We start from the raw sequence: 18,737 nt of genomic DNA, 5'->3' as shown, positions 1-18,737 counted from the left end.
GAGCGTCGGCGCGAGCGTACGGGACGCTCCTGGAAATCAAGCCGTTCGCTTCGCGCGGCGCGCGGCGAGCTCGTCGACCGGGTCGGGGGTCGTGGCCTCGAAGTCGACGAGCGTGGCCTCGACCTCATGCAGCACCTTGCCGACCGCGATGCCGAACACGCCCTGGCCGCGGCTGACGAGGTCGATGACCTCGTCGTTCGACGTGCACAGGTAGACCGAGGCGCCGTCGCTCATCAGCGTGGTTCCCGCGAGGTCGCGGATGCCGGCGGCGCGGAGCTGCTCGACCGCGGTGCGGATCTGCTGGAGGGAGATGCCCGTGTCGAGCAGGCGCTTGACGAGCTTGAGGACCAGGATGTCGCGGAAGCCGTAGAGGCGCTGCGAGCCCGAGCCGGTGGCGTTGCGCACCGTGGGCTCGACGAGCTCCGTGCGCGCCCAGTAGTCGAGCTGGCGGTAGGTGATGCCGGCGGCGCGGGCGGCGACCGCGCCGCGGTAGCCCTGCTCGGGGTCGAGGTCGGGAAGACCGTCCGTGAAGAGGAGATCGGTCATGCCGCGATCCGGGTGATCGTCAGCGCTCATCAGGTCCTCCTCGTTTCGATGACAGTTCCACGGTATGGGAGGCCCGGGGCACCGGCAATGACATCCGTGCGATGCCGGGGGCGTGTCGCGCGGCCGTTACACAAGGGTGACCTTCAACCTGAGCTTCAACCGCTCGCCGCTAGCCCAGCAGGCGGGCCAGCGCGCCCTTGACGAGCAGCGAGCGCACCTCATCGAGGCGCGCGGCGAGCTCCGGCGCGAGCTCGCTGGCCTTGGCGCGCGAGGCCGCGTCGGTGCGCCGCAGCAGCGCCGACAGGGCCGACTCGACCAGCGCCACCTCGCGCTCCGCGCTCTGGCGCATGCCGCGCACGTGCCGCGGCTCGATGCCGTGGCGGTCGAGCGCCACCAGCGCGCGCAGCAGCGCGAGCGCCTGGTCGTCGTAGCTGTCGGCGGCCTTCAGCAGCCCGGTGCTGACCGCGTCGTTGAGCAGCTGCGGCGACGCCCCCGCCGCCGAGAGCAGCTCCTGGCGGGTGTGCCGGCGCACCGCGGGGTGGATCGACGGCGGCGGCACCTGCGGCGTGGCCGGCGAGCGCCCCGCGTCCACGTCGTCCAGGTACTCGCGGATCACCATCAGCGGCAGGTAGTGGTCGCGCTGCAGGGTGAGCGCGAGCCGCAGCCGGTCGAGGTCCGCGGGCGAGAACTTGCGGTAGCCCGAGGCGGTGCGCTGCGGCGTGACGATGCCCTGCACCTCGAGGAAGCGCAGCTTGCTGGAGGTGAGGGCGGGGAACTCGGGCGTCAGCTTGGCCAGCACCTGGCCGATGCTCAGAAGGCCCGCGGGCGCCTTCCGTGCGGAAGCCGGCTCGCGGGCGGCGGCAGCCGCCATCAGGCGCCCTGCCCCGTTCCGTCCTCGCCGACGAGGTCCAGGGGCGAGGCGAAGAAGTTGAGGCGGAACTTGCCGATGCGCACCTCGGCGCCGTTGCGCAGCTCCGCACGGTCGACGCGCTCGCCGTTGACGTAGGTGCCGTTCAGCGAACGCTGGTCGACGATCTCGAACGACGTGCGGTGGCGCGTGATCTCGGCGTGACGGCGCGACACCGTGACGTCGTCGAGGAAGATGTCGGCCTCGGGGTGGCGGCCCGCCGTCGTGACGTCCGTGTCGAGCAGGTAGCGCGCGCCCGCCGTGGGGCCCGAGCGCACCAGCAGCAGGGCCGAGCCCGAGGGCAGCGCCGCGATCGCGTCGCGCTCCGTGGCGTTCAGCTCCCCGTGGAAAGGCACGAAGGACAGGTCGGAGTCGTGCCCGAACGTCTGCGTGGAGTCGCCCGAGCCGTCGTAGCCGTACCGCGAGCTGTCGCTGTCGCGATGGATCGGCGAGCCGGCGTCCTCGTTGAATGACACGTCATCCCCTCCTTTCGGATCAGCCTAACGGATCGACAGGGCCCGTTCGAATGACCAGATCTCCCAAGTCTCCCGGATGTCTCTCGCGAGCCGGCGCTCAGGATGACGCGGGTACCGTGACGGCATGCCCTCCGCATCGCATCACGTCCGTCGTCTCTCCTGCACCGCGACTGCGATCGCGGTCGCTCTTCTCAGCTCCCTCTCCTTCGCGTCCCCCGCGGCCGCGCACGGTGGGCTCATCGCCACGAATCCTGCCGATGGGTCGACGATCGCGGAGCTGCCCGACGTGGTGAGCCTCGAGTTCTCGGAGGCCATGCAGGAGGGCACGGCCCAGATCGATGTCGTCGCTCCTTCCGGCACGATCCTCTCCGAAGGTGACGCGGTGGTCGAGGGGGCGATCATCCGGCAGGAGGTGTCCGAGCCCGCCGAGCCCGGCCTGTACACGGTGAACTGGCGAGCGGCAGGCGTCGACGGACACGTACCGGACGGCACCTTCACGTTCACGGTCGAGAGCGCATCGGCGACCGAGCCGAGCGACCCGGCCGCCGTGCCGCCGGCGGACGGCGAGGGCGAGACGGCCCAGCCCTCCAAGAAGCCCGTCACGACCCCCGCTCCGACCGACCTCGAGCAGGAGGAGACGCCCGTCCCCGCCGACGAGGACCGCGGCTTCGGCGACATCCTGCCGTGGATCCTGCTCGGCGCGAGCGCGGCCGCGATCGGCGGCGCGCTGATCGCTCTGCTCGTGTCCCGCACGCGGCGCGATCCCGGTAGTCCCACGGCCGGCGACGGCGGCTCGGGCACCCCCTCCGGGCGATAGGCTGAAGCCATGGCTCATTACGACGTCGTCATCCTCGGCGCGGGTCCCGGCGGTTACGTCGCGGCCGTGCGCAGCGCGCAGCTCGGACTCAATGTCGCGATCATCGAAGAGAAGTACTGGGGCGGCGTCTGCCTCAACGTCGGGTGCATCCCGTCGAAGGCACTGCTGAAGAACGCGGAGATCGCCCACACCTTCACCCACAAGGCCGACCTGTTCGGCATCTCGGGTGACGTGCACTTCGACTTCGGCGCGGCGTTCGACCGCAGCCGCAAGGTCGCGGAGACGCACGTCAAGGGCATCCACTTCCTGATGAAGAAGAACAAGGTCACCGAGTACGAGGGCCGCGGCACGTTCACGGGCCCGAAGGCCATCTCGGTCGCCAAGTCGGACGGGACGACCGAGGAGATCACGTTCGACAACGTGATCATCGCGACCGGCTCGAAGGTGCGCCTGCTGCCGGGCGTGCAGCTGAGCGACAACGTCGTGACCTACGAGGAGCAGATCCTCACGCGCGAGCTGCCCGAGTCGATCGTCATCGTCGGCGCCGGCGCCATCGGCATGGAGTTCGCCTACGTGCTGTCGAACTACGGCGTCAAGGTCACCATCATCGAGTTCCTCGATCGCGCGCTCCCCAACGAGGACGCCGAGGTCTCGAAGGAGATCCAGAAGCAGTACAAGAAGTACGGCATCGACATCCTCACGTCGACCGCCGTCAAGACCATCACCGACAACGGCTCGTCGGTGCACGTCGCGTACGAGACCCGCGACGGCCAGCCCGGCGAGATCACCGCGGGCAAGGTCCTCATGTCGGTCGGCTTCGCGCCGAACATCGAGGGCTTCGGCCTCGAGAACACGGGTGTGAAGCTCACCGATCGCGGCGCGATCGAGATCGACGACTTCATGCGCACCAACGTCGAGGGCATCTACGCGATCGGCGACGTCACCGCCAAGCTGCAGCTCGCCCACGTGGCCGAGGCGCAGGCCGTGGTCGCCGCCGAGACGATCGGCAAGGCCGAGACCATGCCGCTGGGCGACTACCGGATGATGCCGCGCGCGACGTTCTGCTCGCCGCAGGTCGCGAGCTTCGGCCTCACCGAGGAGCAGGCGCGCGCCGAGGGTCGCGAGATCAAGGTCGCCAAGTTCCCGTTCAGCGCCAACGGCAAGGCCAACGGCCTGGGCGAGCCGGTCGGCTTCGTGAAGCTGATCGCCGACGCCGAGCACCTCGAGCTCATCGGCGCCCACCTCATCGGCCCGGATGTGTCGGAGCTGCTGCCCGAGCTCACGCTCGCGCAGAAGTGGGACCTCACGGCGCTGGAGGCGGCCCGCAACGTCCACACGCACCCGACCCTGTCGGAGACGCTGCAGGAGGGCTTCCACGGCCTCCTGGGTCACTTCATCAACATGTGAGTCGACGCGGATCAATGCGCGAAGCGCGTTGATGCGCGGCGACTCAGGTTGAGCGAGCGAAGCGAGCCGAAACCTCACCAGCCCGTTCACGACCGACGGCCCCCGGATCATCCGGGGGCCGTCTTCGTGTGGTGCGGGCGCTGCGTCAGTGGCCGAGGGCGCGGGCGAGCTTGGACGCCGAGGTGGCCGTGCGCGCCCCCGCGGCGAAGGCGACCTCGGTCACGGCCGCGAAGAACGCCTCGCGCGCGGCCCGCTCGGCGGGCGCGGCGGGGCCGAGCTCGACCTCCCACTCGTGCCAGGCGCGGTTCTCGCCCGTGCGCAGGTCGATCGTGCGCACCGCGTCGTCCACGAACTCCGCCAGCACGCCGCCGTCCGCGTCCAGGAGCTGGTACGCGGTGCGGTCGTTCACGATGCGCGCGAGCGGATACAGCGGCGAGGGGGTGTACTCGGCCACCTCGGTCGCGACCGCTGCGGGCAGCGTGTCGCCATCGCCGAGGGGCCACTGCAGCTCCGTGCGCCCGCCGTCCACGAGGGGTCCCTTCAGGTGCCACCCCTCGTCGGGGCCGCCCGTCCGGCGACGCAGCGCGACGCCGGCACGCGCGAGGGCGAGGTCGTCGGTGTCGAGGTAGAGGGCGTCGAGGTGGCGCGGCTCGCCCTCGGTCACGGACGCGACGCCGGGCACCGCGGTCCAGTCCGGCACGGGCGTGCCGGCGTCGACGTCGAACTTGCGCTCGACCTCGACCGAGCGCGACGGCCCGGACTCCTCGGAGCGGTCGACGCTCACGCGCCCGGGTGGTGGTCGTCGCCGGGGGTGATCTCCTGCTCCTCCTCGCCGAAGCGGAACGGGATCTCGGTGGGGCCGTCGCCGTTTCCCGTGTGCGCCGGCTCGCCGGCGCGCTTGTAGACCACCTGCCCCTCCGAGTACGGCAGGATCAGCTGGTTGAGCTCGGGCGATTCGAGGGGCAGGACCTGACCGTCGAGGGGTCCGCCGTGCAGTCGTGCGATGGCCATGCCCTCACCCTAGTCCCGGTGCTCCCGCAGACGTCGGAGATCCTGCTCTTGCTCCGTGCGCTCCGCCGCGCGCGCCGCCTCCAGCTCGCCGACCGCGGCCTGCACCGAGCGCTCGGCGCGCCGCACCCGCCGCTGCGCGAACGTGGTCGCGGCGAACCGCTCCCCCACGCGGTCGCGCTGCTCATCGACGCCGACAAGGATGTACGCCGACGCGATCAGCAGCACCTGCGCGGACAGGTTGACCCACAGCAGCAGCGCGATGAGCGACGCGAACGCTCCGAGCAGCGGATTGGACGTCGCGCCGCCGACGAAGAGGCCGGACAGCTGTTGGAGAACCAGCAGGCCCACACCGCCGATCAGGGCGCCGCTCCACACGGCGCGCGGCGACGCCCGCACGCCCGAGAGCATCCAGAACATCAGCGCGACGAGCACCGTGTCCAGCGCGAGCGTCACCAGCGCCGCGACCGCGCGGGTCATCCCTTCGGCGAGCCCGGACTGCCCGAGGCCCAGCCAGTCGAGCACGAGCGACACGAAAGCGGAGCCGAGGAACGTCGTGAGTGCCGCAGCCACCAGCAGCGCGCCGAACACGACCGCGAACAGCAGGTCCCGCAGCATCAGGATGACGCCGGGAACCTCGCTGCGGCTGGTCCCGGCCAGCATCCGGATCGCCTCGCGCAGCGCGCCGACGGCGCCGATCGCGGCCACGAGGAGGCCGACCAGCGCGATGATGCCCGTCAGGGTGAAGCTCGCGGGCTCGAGAAGGTCGTCGGGGTCGATCAGCCCCTCCTCGCCGATCAGGCCCGGGATGACGTTGTCGACGGCGGAGATCAGCGCCTGCCACAGGTCGGGGCGACCCGCGAGCCAGATGGCCGCGATCGAGAAGCCCAGCAGGACCCCCGCGAAGATCGAGAACAGCGCGCGGTATGTGACCGCCGACGCGAGCAGCGCGCCCTTCCCCTCGGAATAGAGCAGGAACGCCCGGACCGGCTTGCGGGCGAGCGCCCATGCGATCAGCAGCTTCAGCCGTTCCATGATCCCCGCCATGCCGTCGACCCTACCGACGCCCCGGGCGCCCCGCAGGCGGTTGACACCGCCGCGTCAGGCGACCAGCGGGCCGGTCCATGCCCCGATCAGCATCCACGGCCCGAACGCGATGTGCGTGTCGCGGCTCGCGCGCCCGGTGGCGAGGAGGGCCAGCGCGGCGACCGCGCCGAGCACGAATCCCGCCGCTGCGCCGACCGCGAGCGGCAGCCAGCCGTGCCAGCCGAGGAACACGCCCACGGCCGCGGCGAGCTTGACGTCGCCGCCGCCGAGCCCGCCCGGCGCCGCGGCCCGCAGCGCGACGTACAGCCCGAGCAGCACCAGGCCGCCCGCCGCCGCGCGCCCCGCGGGCGCGAGGTCGCCGTCGAGCGCTGCAGCGAGCGCCAGCAGCGCGGCCAGTCCCGCGGTCGTGGGAAGCACGATGACATCCGGCAGCCGATGCTCGAACACGTCGATCCGGATGAGCATCAGGCTCACGGCCAGGAACGCGACGTGCGCGGAGGCGGTCAGCGCCTGCGACGCATCGGCTGCGGCCATCCGGTCCCTCCTTGAGACGAGGCTAGGGACCGCGCGGGCGCGACGGGCGCGCCCTGTGGATAACCGCTACTCGCCCATGCGGTTGCGGGTGCGCATCGCGCGCTCCGCCTCGCGCTTGTCCTGGCGCTCGCGCAGCGTCTGGCGCTTGTCGTACTCCTTCTTGCCCTTCGCGACGCCGATCTCGACCTTCGCGCGGCCGTTCAGGAAGTAGAGCTTCAAGGGCACAAGCGTGTACCCGCCCGCCGACACGGCGTGGCTGAGCTTGATGATCTCGTCCTTGTTCAGCAGCAGCTTGCGGATGCGCTTGGACGAGTGGTTCGTCCAGCTGCCTTGCGAGTACTCGGGGATGTGCACCGCATCGAGGAAGGCCTCGCCGCCGTTGATGTATGCGTAGCCGTCGCTGAGGTTCGCGCGCCCCTGGCGGAGCGACTTCACCTCGGTGCCGGTGAGCACGAGTCCCGCCTCGTACGTCTTCTCGATCGTGTACTCGTGGCGCGCGCGACGGTTGGTCGCGACGATCTTCTCGCCCTGTTCCTTCGCCATGTGCTCACCTCCCCGGTGCCGCCTGCCCGGCCGATCCGGGCACAGCCTTACATCCTATCCCCCGCCTGGACCGGGGCGTCGTAGGCTCGGGGCGTGACCGGCTTCGAGCACCACGACGCGGATGTCGATGTCCAGCGCTGGGCCGCGTTCGCGGCGGTCGAGGGCGGCGGCAACCCGGCGGGCGTCGTGCTGGACGCGGCGGGCCTGGACGACGCCGGGATGCTGCGCATCGCGGCGGAGGTGGGATACTCCGAGACCGCGTTCGTGACGCACGCCGACGCCGCGGGGCGCCGCGCGCGGATCCGGTACTTCTCCCCCGGCGCCGAGGTGCCGTTCTGCGGCCATGCGACGATCGCGACCGCGGTGTCACTCGCGGGCCGGTGGGGCGAAGGGCCGCTGCTGTTCGACACGCCGGTCGGGCCGGTGGAGATCGCGACGAGCGCGACCGCCGGCGCTGTCGAAGCGGCCTTCACGAGCGTCGAGCCGACGGTCGAGCCGCTCGAGCCGGATGTGCTCGCCGAGCTGCTCGGTCTGCTGGGGCTCGAGACCCGCGACCTCGACCCGGCGCTGCCGCCGCGCGTCGCGTTCGCGGGCAACCGGCATCCGGTCCTCGTGCTCGCCGACCGCGCCCGATTCGACGGGTTCCGGTTCGATCCTGCGGCGGTCCGGAGTCTCATGGACCGCGAGGGCTGGGCCGGGACCGTCACCGTGCTGTGGCGCCAGAGCGCGGAGCGCCTGACCGCGCGGAACCTCTTCCCGGTCGGCGACATCCGGGAGGACCCAGCCACCGGATCCGCGGCGGCCTCGACCGGCGCCTACCTGCGCGCGACCGGCGGCGTGGAGCCGCCCGCCACAGTCACGATCGACCAGGGCGCCCACGTCGGACGGCCGAGTGTGCTGACGGTCGACATCCCGACTTCGGGCGGGATCACCGTCCGAGGATCGGCCGCGCCGATCTCCGTCGGCTCCTAGGCGCGCAGCCAGCGGCGGATCGCGAAGCCCGCCGAGAGGGCGGCCAGCACCACGCCGATCAGGATGACCACCGGCACCACCAGCATCGCGTCGCCCATGCCGACCCACGGGATCGTGCCCATGCGCGAGGTCAGGTATCCCTCGACGCCGAACTTCACTCCCGCCAGCACGGCGCCGCTCGCGAGCAGCGAGCCGATCAGCGCGGCGACGACGCCCTCGAGCACGAACGGCGTCTGGATGAACCGGTTGGAGGCCCCGACGAGGCGCATGATGCCCACCTCGCGGCGGCGGGCGTAGGCCGACAGACGGATTGTCGTGGCGATCAGCAGCACGGCCGAGATCAGCATCAGGGCCGCGATGCCGACCGCGATGTAGGTGGCGATGGTGAGGGCGGCGAAGAGCGGCTCGAGGTACTCGAGCTGATCCGAGATCTGCTCGACGCCCTCCACGCCCGTGAACGCCTCGACGATGACATCGGAGCGCGTCGGATCCAGCAGGTTGATGTGGAACACGGCGCTGGTCTGCTCGGGCGTCAGCAGGTTGGCGTAGTCCTCGCCCAGGTTCTCGAGCAGGGACTGGTACGCCTCCTCGGGGTTCTGGTACGTGAACTCCTGGATGAGCGGCGACAGCGTCTGTCCCTCCAGCTCGGCCTGGACGGCCGCGATCTGCTCCTCGCTCGCGACGCCGCCGGTGCAGGTCTCGGTGGTCGAGATCGCCGAGCACATGTACACGTCGACCTGCGCCCGATCCTGGAAGTAGTCGCGCATCGTGCCGATCTGCGCCTGCATCAGGATCGCCGCGCCCACGAACGTGAGCGACACGAAGGTCACGAGGACGACCGACACGACCATCGACGCGTTGCGCCGCAGGCCGGTGAGCACCTCGGAGAGGATCAGTCCCAGCCTCATGTCGTCGGTCCCACCTCGTCGTCGTCGCTCGGCCGCAGGCCGAGGCGGTCGGCCATGCCGAGCTCCTCCACGTCGATGTCCGGGATCGGGACGATGCCCGTGCGCGGCGCCGGCGCCTCCGGCTCCTGCGGCGTCTCGGCCGGCTCCTCTGCCGCCTCGGCGGGTGCGGCGACCGGCGGCGCGGCCGGGGCCTCGTCCGCGGGCGGCTCCTCCGTGAGCAGGTCGGCGAACATCTCCTCGCGCGCCTCGGCGACGGCATCGGTCATGGGCGCCTCGGGCTCCGCCGGCGCGACCGGGACGGCGCCCGTCGGGTCGCCCGCGACCTCGCGCTGGAGCTCGAGCACCGCGGTCAGCGCCGCGACCGCGGCCGCGCCGCGCTCGACCTGAGGCTCGAGCTTCTTGATGCCGGACCGGTCGCCGTAGCCGCCGTGACGCTCGTCGCGGACCAGGGCGCCGTCCTTCAGCTCGATCACGCGGCGCTGCATCTGGTCGACGAAGGTGGCCTCGTGCGTGGCGCACAGGATGGTCGTGCCCGACGCATTGATCCGCTCGAGCAGCATCATGATGTCGACCGACGTCCCTGGGTCGAGGTTTCCCGTGGGCTCGTCGGCGAGCAGGACCTGCGGGCGGTTCACCAGGGCGCGCGCGATCGCGACGCGCTGCTGCTCGCCACCCGAGAGCTCGTGCGGGAAGCGCTTCGCCTTGTCGGCGAGGCCGACCAGCTCGAGAGCCTCCGGCACCGCCTGCTTGATGAACGCGCGCGACGATCCGATCACCTGGAGCGTGAACGCCACGTTCTGGAAGACGGTCTTGGACGGCAGCAGCCGGAAGTCCTGGAACACCGAGCCGATGTGGCGCCGGAAGTACGGCGTGCGCCGGTTGGACAGGGTCTTGGTGTCCCGCCCCAGCACCACCACGCGGCCCTCGCTCGGGAGGTCCTCACGCAGGATGAGCCGCAGGCAGGAGGATTTGCCGGATCCCGAGGCGCCCACCAGGAAGACGAACTCCCCGCGCTGGACCTCGAAGTCGACATCGTCGAGGGCCGGCCTGGCGGTCCCCCGGTATCGCTTGGTGACGTGTTCGAACCGGATCATGGCGTACCGAGCCTAAGCGCCGGTCCGCGAGCGGCCCCGAGCGACACCCCCGCCGGGCCGGGTCGGCGGGGGCGGCGCCGGGTCAGCGCATGTCCTCCAGCTCCATGCCCTTGGTCTCGGGCACCTTGGCGCGCACGAAGAAGTACGACGCGGCGGCGCACACCGCGTAGAACCCGTAGGCGAGCGACAGCCCCATCTCGCTGAGCACGGGGAAGGTCGTCGAGATCGCGAAGTTCGCGACCCACTGGGCGGCCGCGGCCACGGCAAGCGCGCTGGCGCGAAGCCGGTTCGGGAACATCTCACCGAGGAGCACCCACACGATCGGGCCCCACGTCGCGCCGAAGCCGACCACGAACGCGTTGGCTGCGATCAGCGCGATGATCGACCACGGCGCGTCGAGCTGCGCCGTCGTGACGCCGTCGACCGTGACCAGGCGCGCGAACGAGAACGCCGCCGCCATCGCCCCGAGCGACACGGCCATCAGCGCGGACCCCGCCAGCAGCAGACGACGGCGCCCCACGCGGTCCACCAGCAGCACCGCGACGATCGTGACCGCGATGTTCGTGACCGAGGTGATCACCGAGGTCGCGAGGGCGCTCGACTCGTCGAACCCGACCGAGCGCCACAGCGTCGTCGAGTAGTAGAAGATCACGTTGATGCCCACGAACTGCTGGAAGACCGACAGCAGGACGCCCACCCACACGATCGGCTTGAGCCCGAGCACGGGGCCCACGAGGTCGCGCAGCGACTCGCGCCGCTCCGTGTCCAGCGAAGCGCGGATCTGCTGGATCTTGAGGTTGACGTCCGGCTCGCCCGTGAAGTCCAGCAGGACCTGCGACGCGCGGTCGTTGTCGCCGCGGAGCACGAGATACCGGGGCGACTCCGGCAGGCGCAGCGACATGAGGCCGTAGACCACGGCCGGCACCGCCTCGACCATGAACATCCAGCGCCACGCGGGCAGGCCCATCCAGAGCACCTCGGCCGCGCCGCCCGACACGGCGGCGAGCACGGCGTTGGACAGCAGCGCCACGAAGATGCCGCTCACGATCGCGAGCTGCTGCAGCGATCCAAGCCGGCCCCGGATGTGCGCCGGTGACACCTCGGCGATGTATGCCGGCGCGATCACGGAGGCGGCTCCCACGCCGAGGCCGCCGATCACCCGCCACAGGATGAGGTCGGCCACGCCGGTCGCGAGGCCGGACCCGACCGCCGAGACCAGGAACAGGACCGCGGCGGCGAGCATGACGGGCACGCGACCCCAGCGGTTGGCCATCGACCCGGCGAACCACGCGCCGACCGCGCATCCGAGCAGCGCGCTCGACACCGCGAAGCCCTTGAGGGCGGCGTCCAGGGCGAACTCCCCGGCCAGCGCGTCGACCGCGCCGTTGATCACGGCCGTGTCGAAGCCGAAGAGGAATCCGCCGAGCGCCGCCGCGAGGGCGATGCCGGTCACACGGGCGTTCACGCGTCTATATGCCGTCACGGTCATGCATTCGAGCGTACGTGCCGGTCACGGCCCGCCGGCCCGGGAGCCTCTCAGGCGCGCAGCGCGAGCGCGAAGGGCAGCACCGACTCCGCTCCGGCGCGGCGCAGCTCGCGCGCCGCCAGGGTGAGCGTCCAGCGGCTGTCGGCCAGGTCGTCCACCAGCAGGACGGGGCCGTCGGGCAGCGCGAGCCCGGAGGCGTCGAACCGCCCGTGCACGTCGGCCACCCGGAAGGCGCTGTTGCCGTCGGGTCGGCCGGCCGGCGCCGCCGGATCGGCGGCCAGGTCGCCGAGGTACGGCAGCCGGCCGATCTGCGCGAGCCCGTGCGCGAGCGACGTCACCAGCCGCGGTCGCGTGCGCGACGGCACGGAGACGACCGCCGCGGGGCGCCGCTCCCAGCCCCACTCCGCCAGCACCCGCACGCACGCGTCGAGGAGCCGGGGCGGTACGTCCTGGTCGGGGGCGCCGGCCGCGAACAGCTCCCGCAGGGCGCCGCCCCAGCCGAGGTCGGTGAGGCGCGCGAGCGCGCGTCCCTCGAGCGCCTGCTCGCCCGGGGCGATCCGCCCGGTCAGCGGCACCCCGAGGCGGTCGAGGCCGGACGGCCACTGCCGGCGCACCTCGATCGGCACCCCGACGCGGTCGAGCGCGGAGGCGGCCTGTGCCGTCACGTCGCGTTCGATGCGGGCGGAGAGCCACGGACCCGCGCAGTTGTCGCACCGTCCGCACGGGACGGCCGTGTCGTCGTCGAGGCGGCACTGCAGGAACTCCATGCGGCACCCGGTGGTGCTCTCGTACGCGAGCATGTCGTCCTGCTCGGCGCGGCGCGCGGCGGCGATCCGCTGATACCGCTCGGCGTCGTAGTCCCACGGCGCCCCGGTCGCGACCCACCCGCCGCGCTCCCGCCGGACCGCGCCGTCGACATCGAGCACCTTGAGCAGCAGCTCGAGCGGGGTGCGCCGGATGTCCACGATCGCCTCCAGCGCGGGCGTCGACAGCGGAGCGGCCGCCGCGCCGAGCGCGGCGAGCACGCGCTCGGCGCGCTCCTGATCCGGCATGGAGGCGGTCGCGAAGTAGTGCCAGATGTCCCGGTCCTCGGGGCCCGGCAGCAGCACGACGTCGGCCGAGTCCGTCGCGCGGCCCGCGCGGCCGACCTGCTGGTAGTACGCCACGGGCGACGACGGCGCCCCGAGGTGCAGCACGAAGCCGAGGTCGGGCTTGTCGAAGCCCATCCCGAGCGCGCTCGTCGCCACGAGCGCCTTGACCTCGTTGCGCTTGAGCATGGCCTCGGACTCCGCGCGCTCGTCGGCGTCGGTCTGGCCCGTGTAGGCCCGCACCGCGTGCCCGTGCTCGCGCAGCAGCCGCGCGGTGTCGACCGCGGCGGCCACCGTGAGCGTGTAGATGATCCCGGAGCCGGGGAGCTCGTCGAGGTGGCTCAGCAGCCATGCGAGCCGGGCTGTGGCGTCGGGCAGGCGCAGCACGCCCAGGCGCAGCGACGACCGCGCCAGCGGACCGCGGATCGTGGTCACGTCCTGCGATCCGAGCTGCTCGACGACGTCCGCGACGACGCGGCTGTTCGCGGTCGCGGTCGTCGCCAGCACGGGCACGCCCGCGGGCATCTGCGCGATGAGATCGCGGAGCCGGCGGTAGTCGGGCCGGAAGTCGTGGCCCCAGTCGCTGATGCAGTGCGCCTCGTCGACCACGAGCATGCCGATGCGGCGCACCAGCGCGGGCAGCTGCTCGTCGCGGAACGACGGGTTGTTCAGGCGCTCGGGCGACACCAGCAGCACGTCGACCTCGTCGGCGTCCAGCCGCGCGAGCACCTCGGCCCACTCGTGCGCGTTCGTCGAGTTGATCGCGACCGCGCGCACGCCTGCCCGCGCGGCCGCCTCGATCTGATCCCGCATGAGGGCGATCAGGGGCGACACGAGCACGGTCGGCCCGGCCCCGCGATCCCGCAGCAGCCGCGTGGCCACGAAGTACACGGCGGACTTGCCCCATCCGGTGCGCTGCACCACGAGCGCGCGGCGCCGGCGCCCGACCAGCGCCTCGATCGCCTCGTACTGCCCCTCGTGGAACACCGCCTCGTCCCGCCCCACGAGGCGGCGCAGCGCGGCGAGCGCCTCATCCCGGAGCGCATCGGAGGGCACGTCGGCGGGCGAGGGATCGTGGAACATGCGTCCAGCCTCGCAGGCCCCGCCGACATCGGACGACCGCCCGCGCACCGTGGGGCAGACTGGATCCGAGGAGGCAGGATGAAGCACCGCGCGGGACGGATCGTCACGGTCGAGTCGCTGGCGGAGCTCGACCGGCGTCTGGCGGAAGGCGCGCGGCACCTCACGGGCTGGCGCCTGATCGGGCTGGATCTGCGGGACCGCTCGCGGGAGCTCGCGGACCGGGACACGTCCCGCACGACGTTCGCGGGCTGCACGTTCGCCCCCGGCGACGAGCTGCTGCACGCCGCACGCGGCGCGCTCATCCTGCCGGACGTGAGCGCCGCGCCGGCCGATCCGCACCGCGCGACGCTGTACACGGCCGACGAGCTCTACGACACCCCGGACTATCGCGGCAGCCTCGACGGGCGCGCGTACGCGTGGTCGCAGGGGCACGATGCGCCCGACGCGCTGCTCGGGCGCGTGCTCCACGACGACGGAATCGACCGCGCCCTGGCCGGATGGGTCGCCGGACGGCGCCTCGTCGGCGTCATGGGCGGGCACGCCATGCGCCGCGGCGAGCGCGACTACGCCGGCGCGGCGCGCCTCGGTCGCCTGCTCGGCCGGGCCGGCTTCACGGTGGCGACCGGCGGCGGGCCGGGGGCGATGGAGGCGGCCAATCTCGGCGCGCGCCTGAGCGCCGCCGACGAGATGGTCCTCGACGAGGCGCTCGTCACGCTCGCGACCGCACCCTCCTACCACCCGTCGGTCGACGCGTGGCTCGCGGCGGCGCGCGTGGTGCTGACGCAGGCGGCGGACGTGCCGGCGACGGACACGCTGGGCGTGCCGACCTGGCATTACGGGCACGAGCCTCCCAACCTGTTCGCGACCGCGATCGCGAAGTACTTCCGCAACGCGCAGCGCGAGGCGATCCTGCTGCAGGTGTGCGCGAGCGGGATCGTGTTCCTGCCGGGCGCGGGCGGCACGGTGCAGGAGATCTTCCAGGACGCGTGCGAGAACTACTACGCGAGCGAGGACGCGATCGCGCCCATGGTGCTCGTGGGCCGGGAGCACTGGACCGAGACCCTGCCGGCGTGGGCGCTGCTGCGGGCGCTCGCGAAGGGGCGGCCCATGGAGCCGCACGTCCACCTGGTCGAGACGGTCGACGAGGCCGCCGAGATCGTGACGCGCGGCGCATGAGCACCGCGTACGCGCCCGCGCCGTCCTGGCGCATGTGGCTGATGTGGGGCATCGGCGTGCTCGGGTACGTGCTCGCCATCACCAACCGCACCTCGCTGTCGGGCGTCGGCGTCGACGCCGCGCACCGGTTCGAGGCCGACGCCTCGACCCTGTCGATGTTCGCGGTGCTCCAGCTCGCCGTCTACGGGTTCATGCAGCTGCCGGTGGGCGTGTGGCTCGACCGGTGGGGCGCGCGCCCCATCATGGCGCTCGGGATGGTGCTCATGGCGGCCGGCCAGGTCGTCATGGCCCTGTCCCCGGACGTGGGCGTGGCCATCGCGGCGCGCATGCTGCTCGGCGCCGGCGACGCCGCCATCTTCCCGGGCGTGCTGCGCCTGATCGCCACGTGGTTCCCGGCCCAGCGCGGCTCGCTCATGATGCAGCTCACGGGCATCCTGGGCCAGCTCGGCCAGGTCGTGGCCCTCGTGCCGCTCCCCCTGCTGCTGCACGCGACGAGCTGGCAGGTCGCGTTCGGGGCGCTCGCGGGCTCCGCGCTCGTGTTCGCGGTGCTGATCGCGCTCATCGTCCGGAACCATCCGCCGCAGCTGCCCGCCGACCTCTCGGTCGACACCGACACCGGCGCGATCACGGTCGTGACGTCGTCGATCGACACGCGGCAGGGCATCCGGGCGGCGTGGTCCCACCCCGGCACGCGGCTCGCCTTCTGGACGCACTTCACCACGCCGTTCGCCGGGTCGGCGTTCGTGATGCTGTGGGGCGTGCCCTTCCTCACGGCGGGCGAGGGCCTCAGCACCGCGCAGGCCGCGACCGTGACCAGCATCTACGTCGTCGCGGGCATCGTGCTCGGTCCCGTGGTCGGGGCGCTCTCGGCGCGGCACCCGCACCGGCGCTCCCGGCTCCTGGTGCTCCCGGCCGTGTGGGTGCAGCTGCTGGTGTGGAGCGTCGTCCTGCTGCGGCCCTCGCCCGCGCCCGTGTGGCTCCTCGTCGTGCTCGTGGTCGCGCTCGCGGCGGGCGGACCGGCGTCCATGGTCGCGTTCGACTTCGCCCGCGCGCACAATCCGGCGCACCGGCTGAGCACGGCGACCGGCGTCACGAACGTCGGCGGCTTCCTGGCGGGGCTCCTGGCCATCCTGTTCATCGGCATCGCGATGGACGTGCAGGGCGCCGGCTCGCCCGAGCTCTACTCGGCCGACGCGTTCCGCTGGGCGTTCGCGACGCAGATCCCGCTCTGGCTGCTCGGGATCGCCATGATCCTCCGCGAGCGCGCCCGCACCCGCGCCTACCTGCTCGACCGGTGATGCCCGCCCGCGGCCGTGACACGATGTGGGCATGACGTCGCCTCACGCGCCCGGTCCGCTCCACCACCGGCGCCGCCGCATGTGGGCCGCGACCCCCGCGAGACGCACCGCTCGGCCACACCGCTCGAGCTGCTGTACGACCTGACGTTCGTCGTGGCGTTCAGCCAGGCGGGAACGCAGGCCGCCCATCTCCTGGAGCTCGGGCACATCGCCGCCGCCGCCGTCGGATTCGTCCTGGCGGTGTTCGCGGTGACGTGGGCGTGGATCAACTACACGTGGCTCGCGTCGGCGTCCGACAACGACGACGTGGTGTTCCGGGTCGCGACCATGGTCCAGATGGTGGGCGTGATCATCCTCGCCCTGGGCCTGCCGGATCTGTTCCACTCGATCGACGAGGGCCACCACCTGGACAACGCCGTCGTGGTGGCCGGGTACGTCGTGATGCGCGCGAGCGGCATCTGGCTCTGGCTGCGCGCGGCGCGGCACAGCGCCGAGCACCGCGCGACCGCCCTCCGCTACGCCGGGATGGTCGGGGCGCTGCAGATCGGATGGATCGTCCAGATCTTCGTCGACCCGCCGCTGCCCGTCGCGCTCGCCCTGTTCGCGGTGTTCGCGGCGCTGGAGATGCTCGTGCCGGTGCTCGCCGAGCGCGGCCGTGGCACGCCCTGGCACCCGCACCACATCGCGGAGCGGTACGGGCTTCGGGCACCGCCATCAGGCCGCGGCGCTCGAGGAGCTCGGCGCGCGCGGCTGATCCGCGGCGCGCCCGCGCGGGCCGTGCGGATGTCCGCGGGTGCTGACAGCATCGGGGTATGACTCCCCCGGCACCCGAGAACCCCCAGGCCCCGGCCGGCGCCCGCCCGCCCGTCGCGCACGGGCCGGTCCATCGCGGCATCGTGCCGCCGTTCCTGCTGCGGCGGATCGCCCGGTTGGATGACGGCGAGGGCGTCGAGCTCGAGCACGCCCCCGAGGCCGCCCGCCGCACGCTCGGGATCGACGGACCGTTCCGGGCCGAGCGCCGCAACGGCGAGCCGGGACTGCCGGGCCTGGTCCGGCCGTCGACGCGGCCGGGGCTGCAGCAGCCGGTCACCGGCTCGACGCCCCCGGGGCAGCCCGATCGGCTGATCTTCGACGCCAAGGGCACCGAGGACCTGCCGGGCGAGCAGGTGCGCGCCGAGGGCGAACCCGACACGGGCGACCTCGCGGTGGCCCAGGCCTACGACGGGCTCGGCGACACCTACGCGCTGTTCTGGGAGGCCTTCGGGCGCGACTCCATCGACGGGGCCGGGATGCGGCTCGACGCGACCGTGCACTTCGGCGACCGCTACGACAACGCGTTCTGGGACGGCGCCCGCATGGTCTTCGGCGACGGGGACGGGGAGATCTTCCGCGGCTTCACCGGCTCGCTCAGCATCATCGGCCACGAGCTCGCGCACGGGGTCACCGAGCGCACCGCCAACCTCGTGTACCAGGGGCAGTCGGGCGCGCTCAACGAGCACGTGTCCGACGTGTTCGGCGCGCTGGTCGAGCAGCGACTGCAGAGCCACACGGCCGATCAGGCGACCTGGCTGGTGGGCGCGGGCATCTTCACGGAGCGGGTGCGCGGCGTGGCGATCCGCTCGATGCGCGCGCCCGGCACGGCGTACGACGACCCGGTGCTCGGCAAGGACCCGCAGCCGGCGCACATGCGCGACTTCGTCGAGACGACCGACGACAACGGCGGCGTGCACATCAACTCGGGCATCCCGAACCGGGCCTTCGTGGTGCTCGCCGAGACGCTGGGCGGCCACGCGTGGGAGCGGGCCGGCCGCATCTGGTACGAGGCGCTCACGGGCGACCGGCTCACCGCGACCGCCACGTTCGCGCAGTTCGCCGCCACGACGATCGCGGTCGGCCGCGAGCTCTACGGCGAAGGATCGGCGGAGGCCGACGCCGTGGCCGCCGCGTGGGACGCGGTCGGCGTCGCGCCCGGACGCCTGCGGCAGGCGATGTCGCGGGACTAGCCTTGCCCGCATGAGGGTGACCGTCTCGAGGACCGGCGGGTTCGCCGGCATCCGCGCGACGTGGGAGGTGCACGTCGAGGCGCAGCCCGACCGCGCCGCGTGGCGCGAGCTCGTGGAGTCGATGCCGTGGGACGACGTGCCGCCCGCCCCGCCCGAGCCCGACCGCTACATCTACCGGATCCGCTGCGAGAAGCACGAGGTCGTGCTCGCGGAGCGCCAGCTGCGCGGCCCCTGGCGCATCCTCGTCGAGCGCGTGCGCGAGCGCGGCCGCCCGGCCGCCCCGCCGCCACCGGCGGCGCCCGACGGCGCGGGCTGACCACCCCTGCTCCTCACAACACGTGTTC

Annotated in this window: 20 protein-coding genes; 8 read left to right on the top strand and 12 right to left on the bottom strand. The window is 72.6% G+C overall.

The annotated features are described in order from the left end of the window. Positions 1–36: 36 nt before the first annotated feature. The 3 genes from ASD19_RS09395 to ASD19_RS09385 all read right to left on the bottom strand — a co-directional run bounded on the left by ASD19_RS09395 (position 37) and on the right by ASD19_RS09385 (position 1,899). Positions 37–576 (bottom strand): MerR family transcriptional regulator, encoded by a 540-nt coding sequence (locus ASD19_RS09395; protein WP_055991689.1) that lies wholly within the window; start codon positions 574–576, stop codon positions 37–39. Between the two features lie 139 nt (positions 577–715). Continuing rightward, positions 716–1,417 (bottom strand): transcriptional regulator FtsR, encoded by a 702-nt coding sequence (gene ftsR, locus ASD19_RS09390; RefSeq protein ID WP_055991685.1) that lies wholly within the window; start codon positions 1,415–1,417, stop codon positions 716–718. Next, positions 1,417–1,899 carry an FHA domain-containing protein gene (locus tag ASD19_RS09385; RefSeq protein WP_055991994.1) on the bottom strand — a complete coding sequence of 161 codons (483 nt, stop codon included), beginning with the start codon at positions 1,897–1,899 and terminating at the stop codon, positions 1,417–1,419. Before ASD19_RS09385 ends, ftsR begins: the two co-directional genes overlap by 1 nt. A gap of 154 nt (positions 1,900–2,053) precedes the next feature. Here ASD19_RS09385 and ASD19_RS09380 point away from each other — a divergent pair, with 154 nt between their 5' ends. Then, positions 2,054–2,746, top strand: a complete 693-nt coding sequence (locus ASD19_RS09380; RefSeq protein WP_055991682.1) for a copper resistance CopC family protein — start codon at positions 2,054–2,056, stop codon at positions 2,744–2,746. A gap of 9 nt (positions 2,747–2,755) precedes the next feature. Further along, the gene (gene lpdA / locus ASD19_RS09375; RefSeq protein WP_055991679.1) at positions 2,756–4,153 is read left to right on the top strand and encodes a dihydrolipoyl dehydrogenase; all 1,398 of its coding nucleotides are present in this window, start codon (positions 2,756–2,758) and stop codon (positions 4,151–4,153) included. Between the two features lie 145 nt (positions 4,154–4,298). On the opposite strand, the gene ASD19_RS09370 is transcribed toward lpdA, so the two are convergent. The 5 genes from ASD19_RS09370 to smpB form a co-directional block, all read right to left on the bottom strand. Continuing rightward, positions 4,299–4,937 (bottom strand): CYTH domain-containing protein, encoded by a 639-nt coding sequence (locus ASD19_RS09370; RefSeq protein ID WP_055991676.1) that lies wholly within the window; start codon positions 4,935–4,937, stop codon positions 4,299–4,301. Continuing rightward, on the bottom strand, positions 4,934–5,164 hold the full coding sequence (locus ASD19_RS09365; protein WP_055991673.1) for a hypothetical protein: 231 nt from the start codon (positions 5,162–5,164) through the stop codon (positions 4,934–4,936). Before ASD19_RS09365 ends, ASD19_RS09370 begins: the two co-directional genes overlap by 4 nt. 9 nt (positions 5,165–5,173) lie before the next feature. Further along, positions 5,174–6,208, bottom strand: coding sequence for a YihY/virulence factor BrkB family protein (locus tag ASD19_RS09360; protein ID WP_055991670.1), 1,035 nt, complete (start codon positions 6,206–6,208; stop codon positions 5,174–5,176). A gap of 54 nt (positions 6,209–6,262) precedes the next feature. Further along, entirely contained in the window at positions 6,263–6,742 is a 480-nt protein-coding gene (locus ASD19_RS09355; RefSeq protein WP_055991667.1) for a prepilin peptidase, read from the bottom strand. Positions 6,743–6,808: 66 nt separating this feature from the next. Beyond that, positions 6,809–7,285, bottom strand: a complete 477-nt coding sequence (gene smpB, locus ASD19_RS09350; RefSeq protein WP_055991664.1) for an SsrA-binding protein SmpB — start codon at positions 7,283–7,285, stop codon at positions 6,809–6,811. A 93-nt stretch (positions 7,286–7,378) separates the two neighbouring features. Here smpB and ASD19_RS09345 point away from each other — a divergent pair, with 93 nt between their 5' ends. Next, positions 7,379–8,257 (top strand): PhzF family phenazine biosynthesis protein, encoded by an 879-nt coding sequence (locus tag ASD19_RS09345; RefSeq protein ID WP_055991661.1) that lies wholly within the window; start codon positions 7,379–7,381, stop codon positions 8,255–8,257. On the opposite strand, the gene ftsX is transcribed toward ASD19_RS09345, so the two are convergent. The 4 genes from ftsX to ASD19_RS09325 all read right to left on the bottom strand — a co-directional run bounded on the left by ftsX (position 8,254) and on the right by ASD19_RS09325 (position 13,916). Continuing rightward, positions 8,254–9,165 (bottom strand): permease-like cell division protein FtsX, encoded by a 912-nt coding sequence (ftsX, locus tag ASD19_RS09340; RefSeq protein WP_055991658.1) that lies wholly within the window; start codon positions 9,163–9,165, stop codon positions 8,254–8,256. The two genes, ASD19_RS09345 and ftsX, sit on opposite strands and share 4 nt — an antisense overlap. Continuing rightward, a complete protein-coding gene (ftsE, locus tag ASD19_RS09335; RefSeq protein WP_055991655.1) occupies positions 9,162–10,259 on the bottom strand; it encodes a cell division ATP-binding protein FtsE in 1,098 nt (365 codons plus the stop codon). The genes ftsX and ftsE overlap by 4 nt, the downstream gene beginning before the upstream one ends. 82 nt (positions 10,260–10,341) lie before the next feature. Then, positions 10,342–11,748 (bottom strand): sugar porter family MFS transporter, encoded by a 1,407-nt coding sequence (locus ASD19_RS09330; RefSeq protein WP_055991653.1) that lies wholly within the window; start codon positions 11,746–11,748, stop codon positions 10,342–10,344. Between the two features lie 47 nt (positions 11,749–11,795). Then, positions 11,796–13,916 carry a RecQ family ATP-dependent DNA helicase gene (locus ASD19_RS09325; RefSeq protein ID WP_055991651.1) on the bottom strand — a complete coding sequence of 707 codons (2,121 nt, stop codon included), beginning with the start codon at positions 13,914–13,916 and terminating at the stop codon, positions 11,796–11,798. Between the two features lie 78 nt (positions 13,917–13,994). Between ASD19_RS09325 and ASD19_RS09320 the strand changes: the two genes are divergently transcribed. The 5 genes from ASD19_RS09320 (at position 13,995) to ASD19_RS14395 (ending at position 18,709) form a co-directional block, all read left to right on the top strand. Next, a complete protein-coding gene (locus tag ASD19_RS09320; RefSeq protein ID WP_055991648.1) occupies positions 13,995–15,092 on the top strand; it encodes an LOG family protein in 1,098 nt (365 codons plus the stop codon). Then, complete coding sequence (locus tag ASD19_RS09315; RefSeq protein ID WP_055991645.1) at positions 15,089–16,390, top strand: MFS transporter; 1,302 nt, start codon at positions 15,089–15,091, stop codon at positions 16,388–16,390. The genes ASD19_RS09320 and ASD19_RS09315 overlap by 4 nt, the downstream gene beginning before the upstream one ends. A gap of 81 nt (positions 16,391–16,471) precedes the next feature. Continuing rightward, the gene (locus ASD19_RS09310; protein ID WP_055991643.1) at positions 16,472–17,206 is read left to right on the top strand and encodes a low temperature requirement protein A; all 735 of its coding nucleotides are present in this window, start codon (positions 16,472–16,474) and stop codon (positions 17,204–17,206) included. Beyond that, positions 17,203–18,393 carry a M4 family metallopeptidase gene (locus ASD19_RS09305; RefSeq protein WP_082543116.1) on the top strand — a complete coding sequence of 397 codons (1,191 nt, stop codon included), beginning with the start codon at positions 17,203–17,205 and terminating at the stop codon, positions 18,391–18,393. Before ASD19_RS09310 ends, ASD19_RS09305 begins: the two co-directional genes overlap by 4 nt. A 10-nt stretch (positions 18,394–18,403) precedes the next feature. Then, a complete protein-coding gene (locus tag ASD19_RS14395; RefSeq protein WP_055991640.1) occupies positions 18,404–18,709 on the top strand; it encodes a protealysin inhibitor emfourin in 306 nt (101 codons plus the stop codon). The last annotated feature ends 28 nt before the right edge of the window (positions 18,710–18,737 follow it).

Source organism: Microbacterium sp. Root53, assembly GCF_001426925.1.
Lineage (GTDB): Bacteria > Actinomycetota > Actinomycetes > Actinomycetales > Microbacteriaceae > Microbacterium.
The sequence above is the reverse complement of the archived record's forward strand: the minus strand, read 5'-3'. Positions and strand labels throughout refer to the sequence as shown.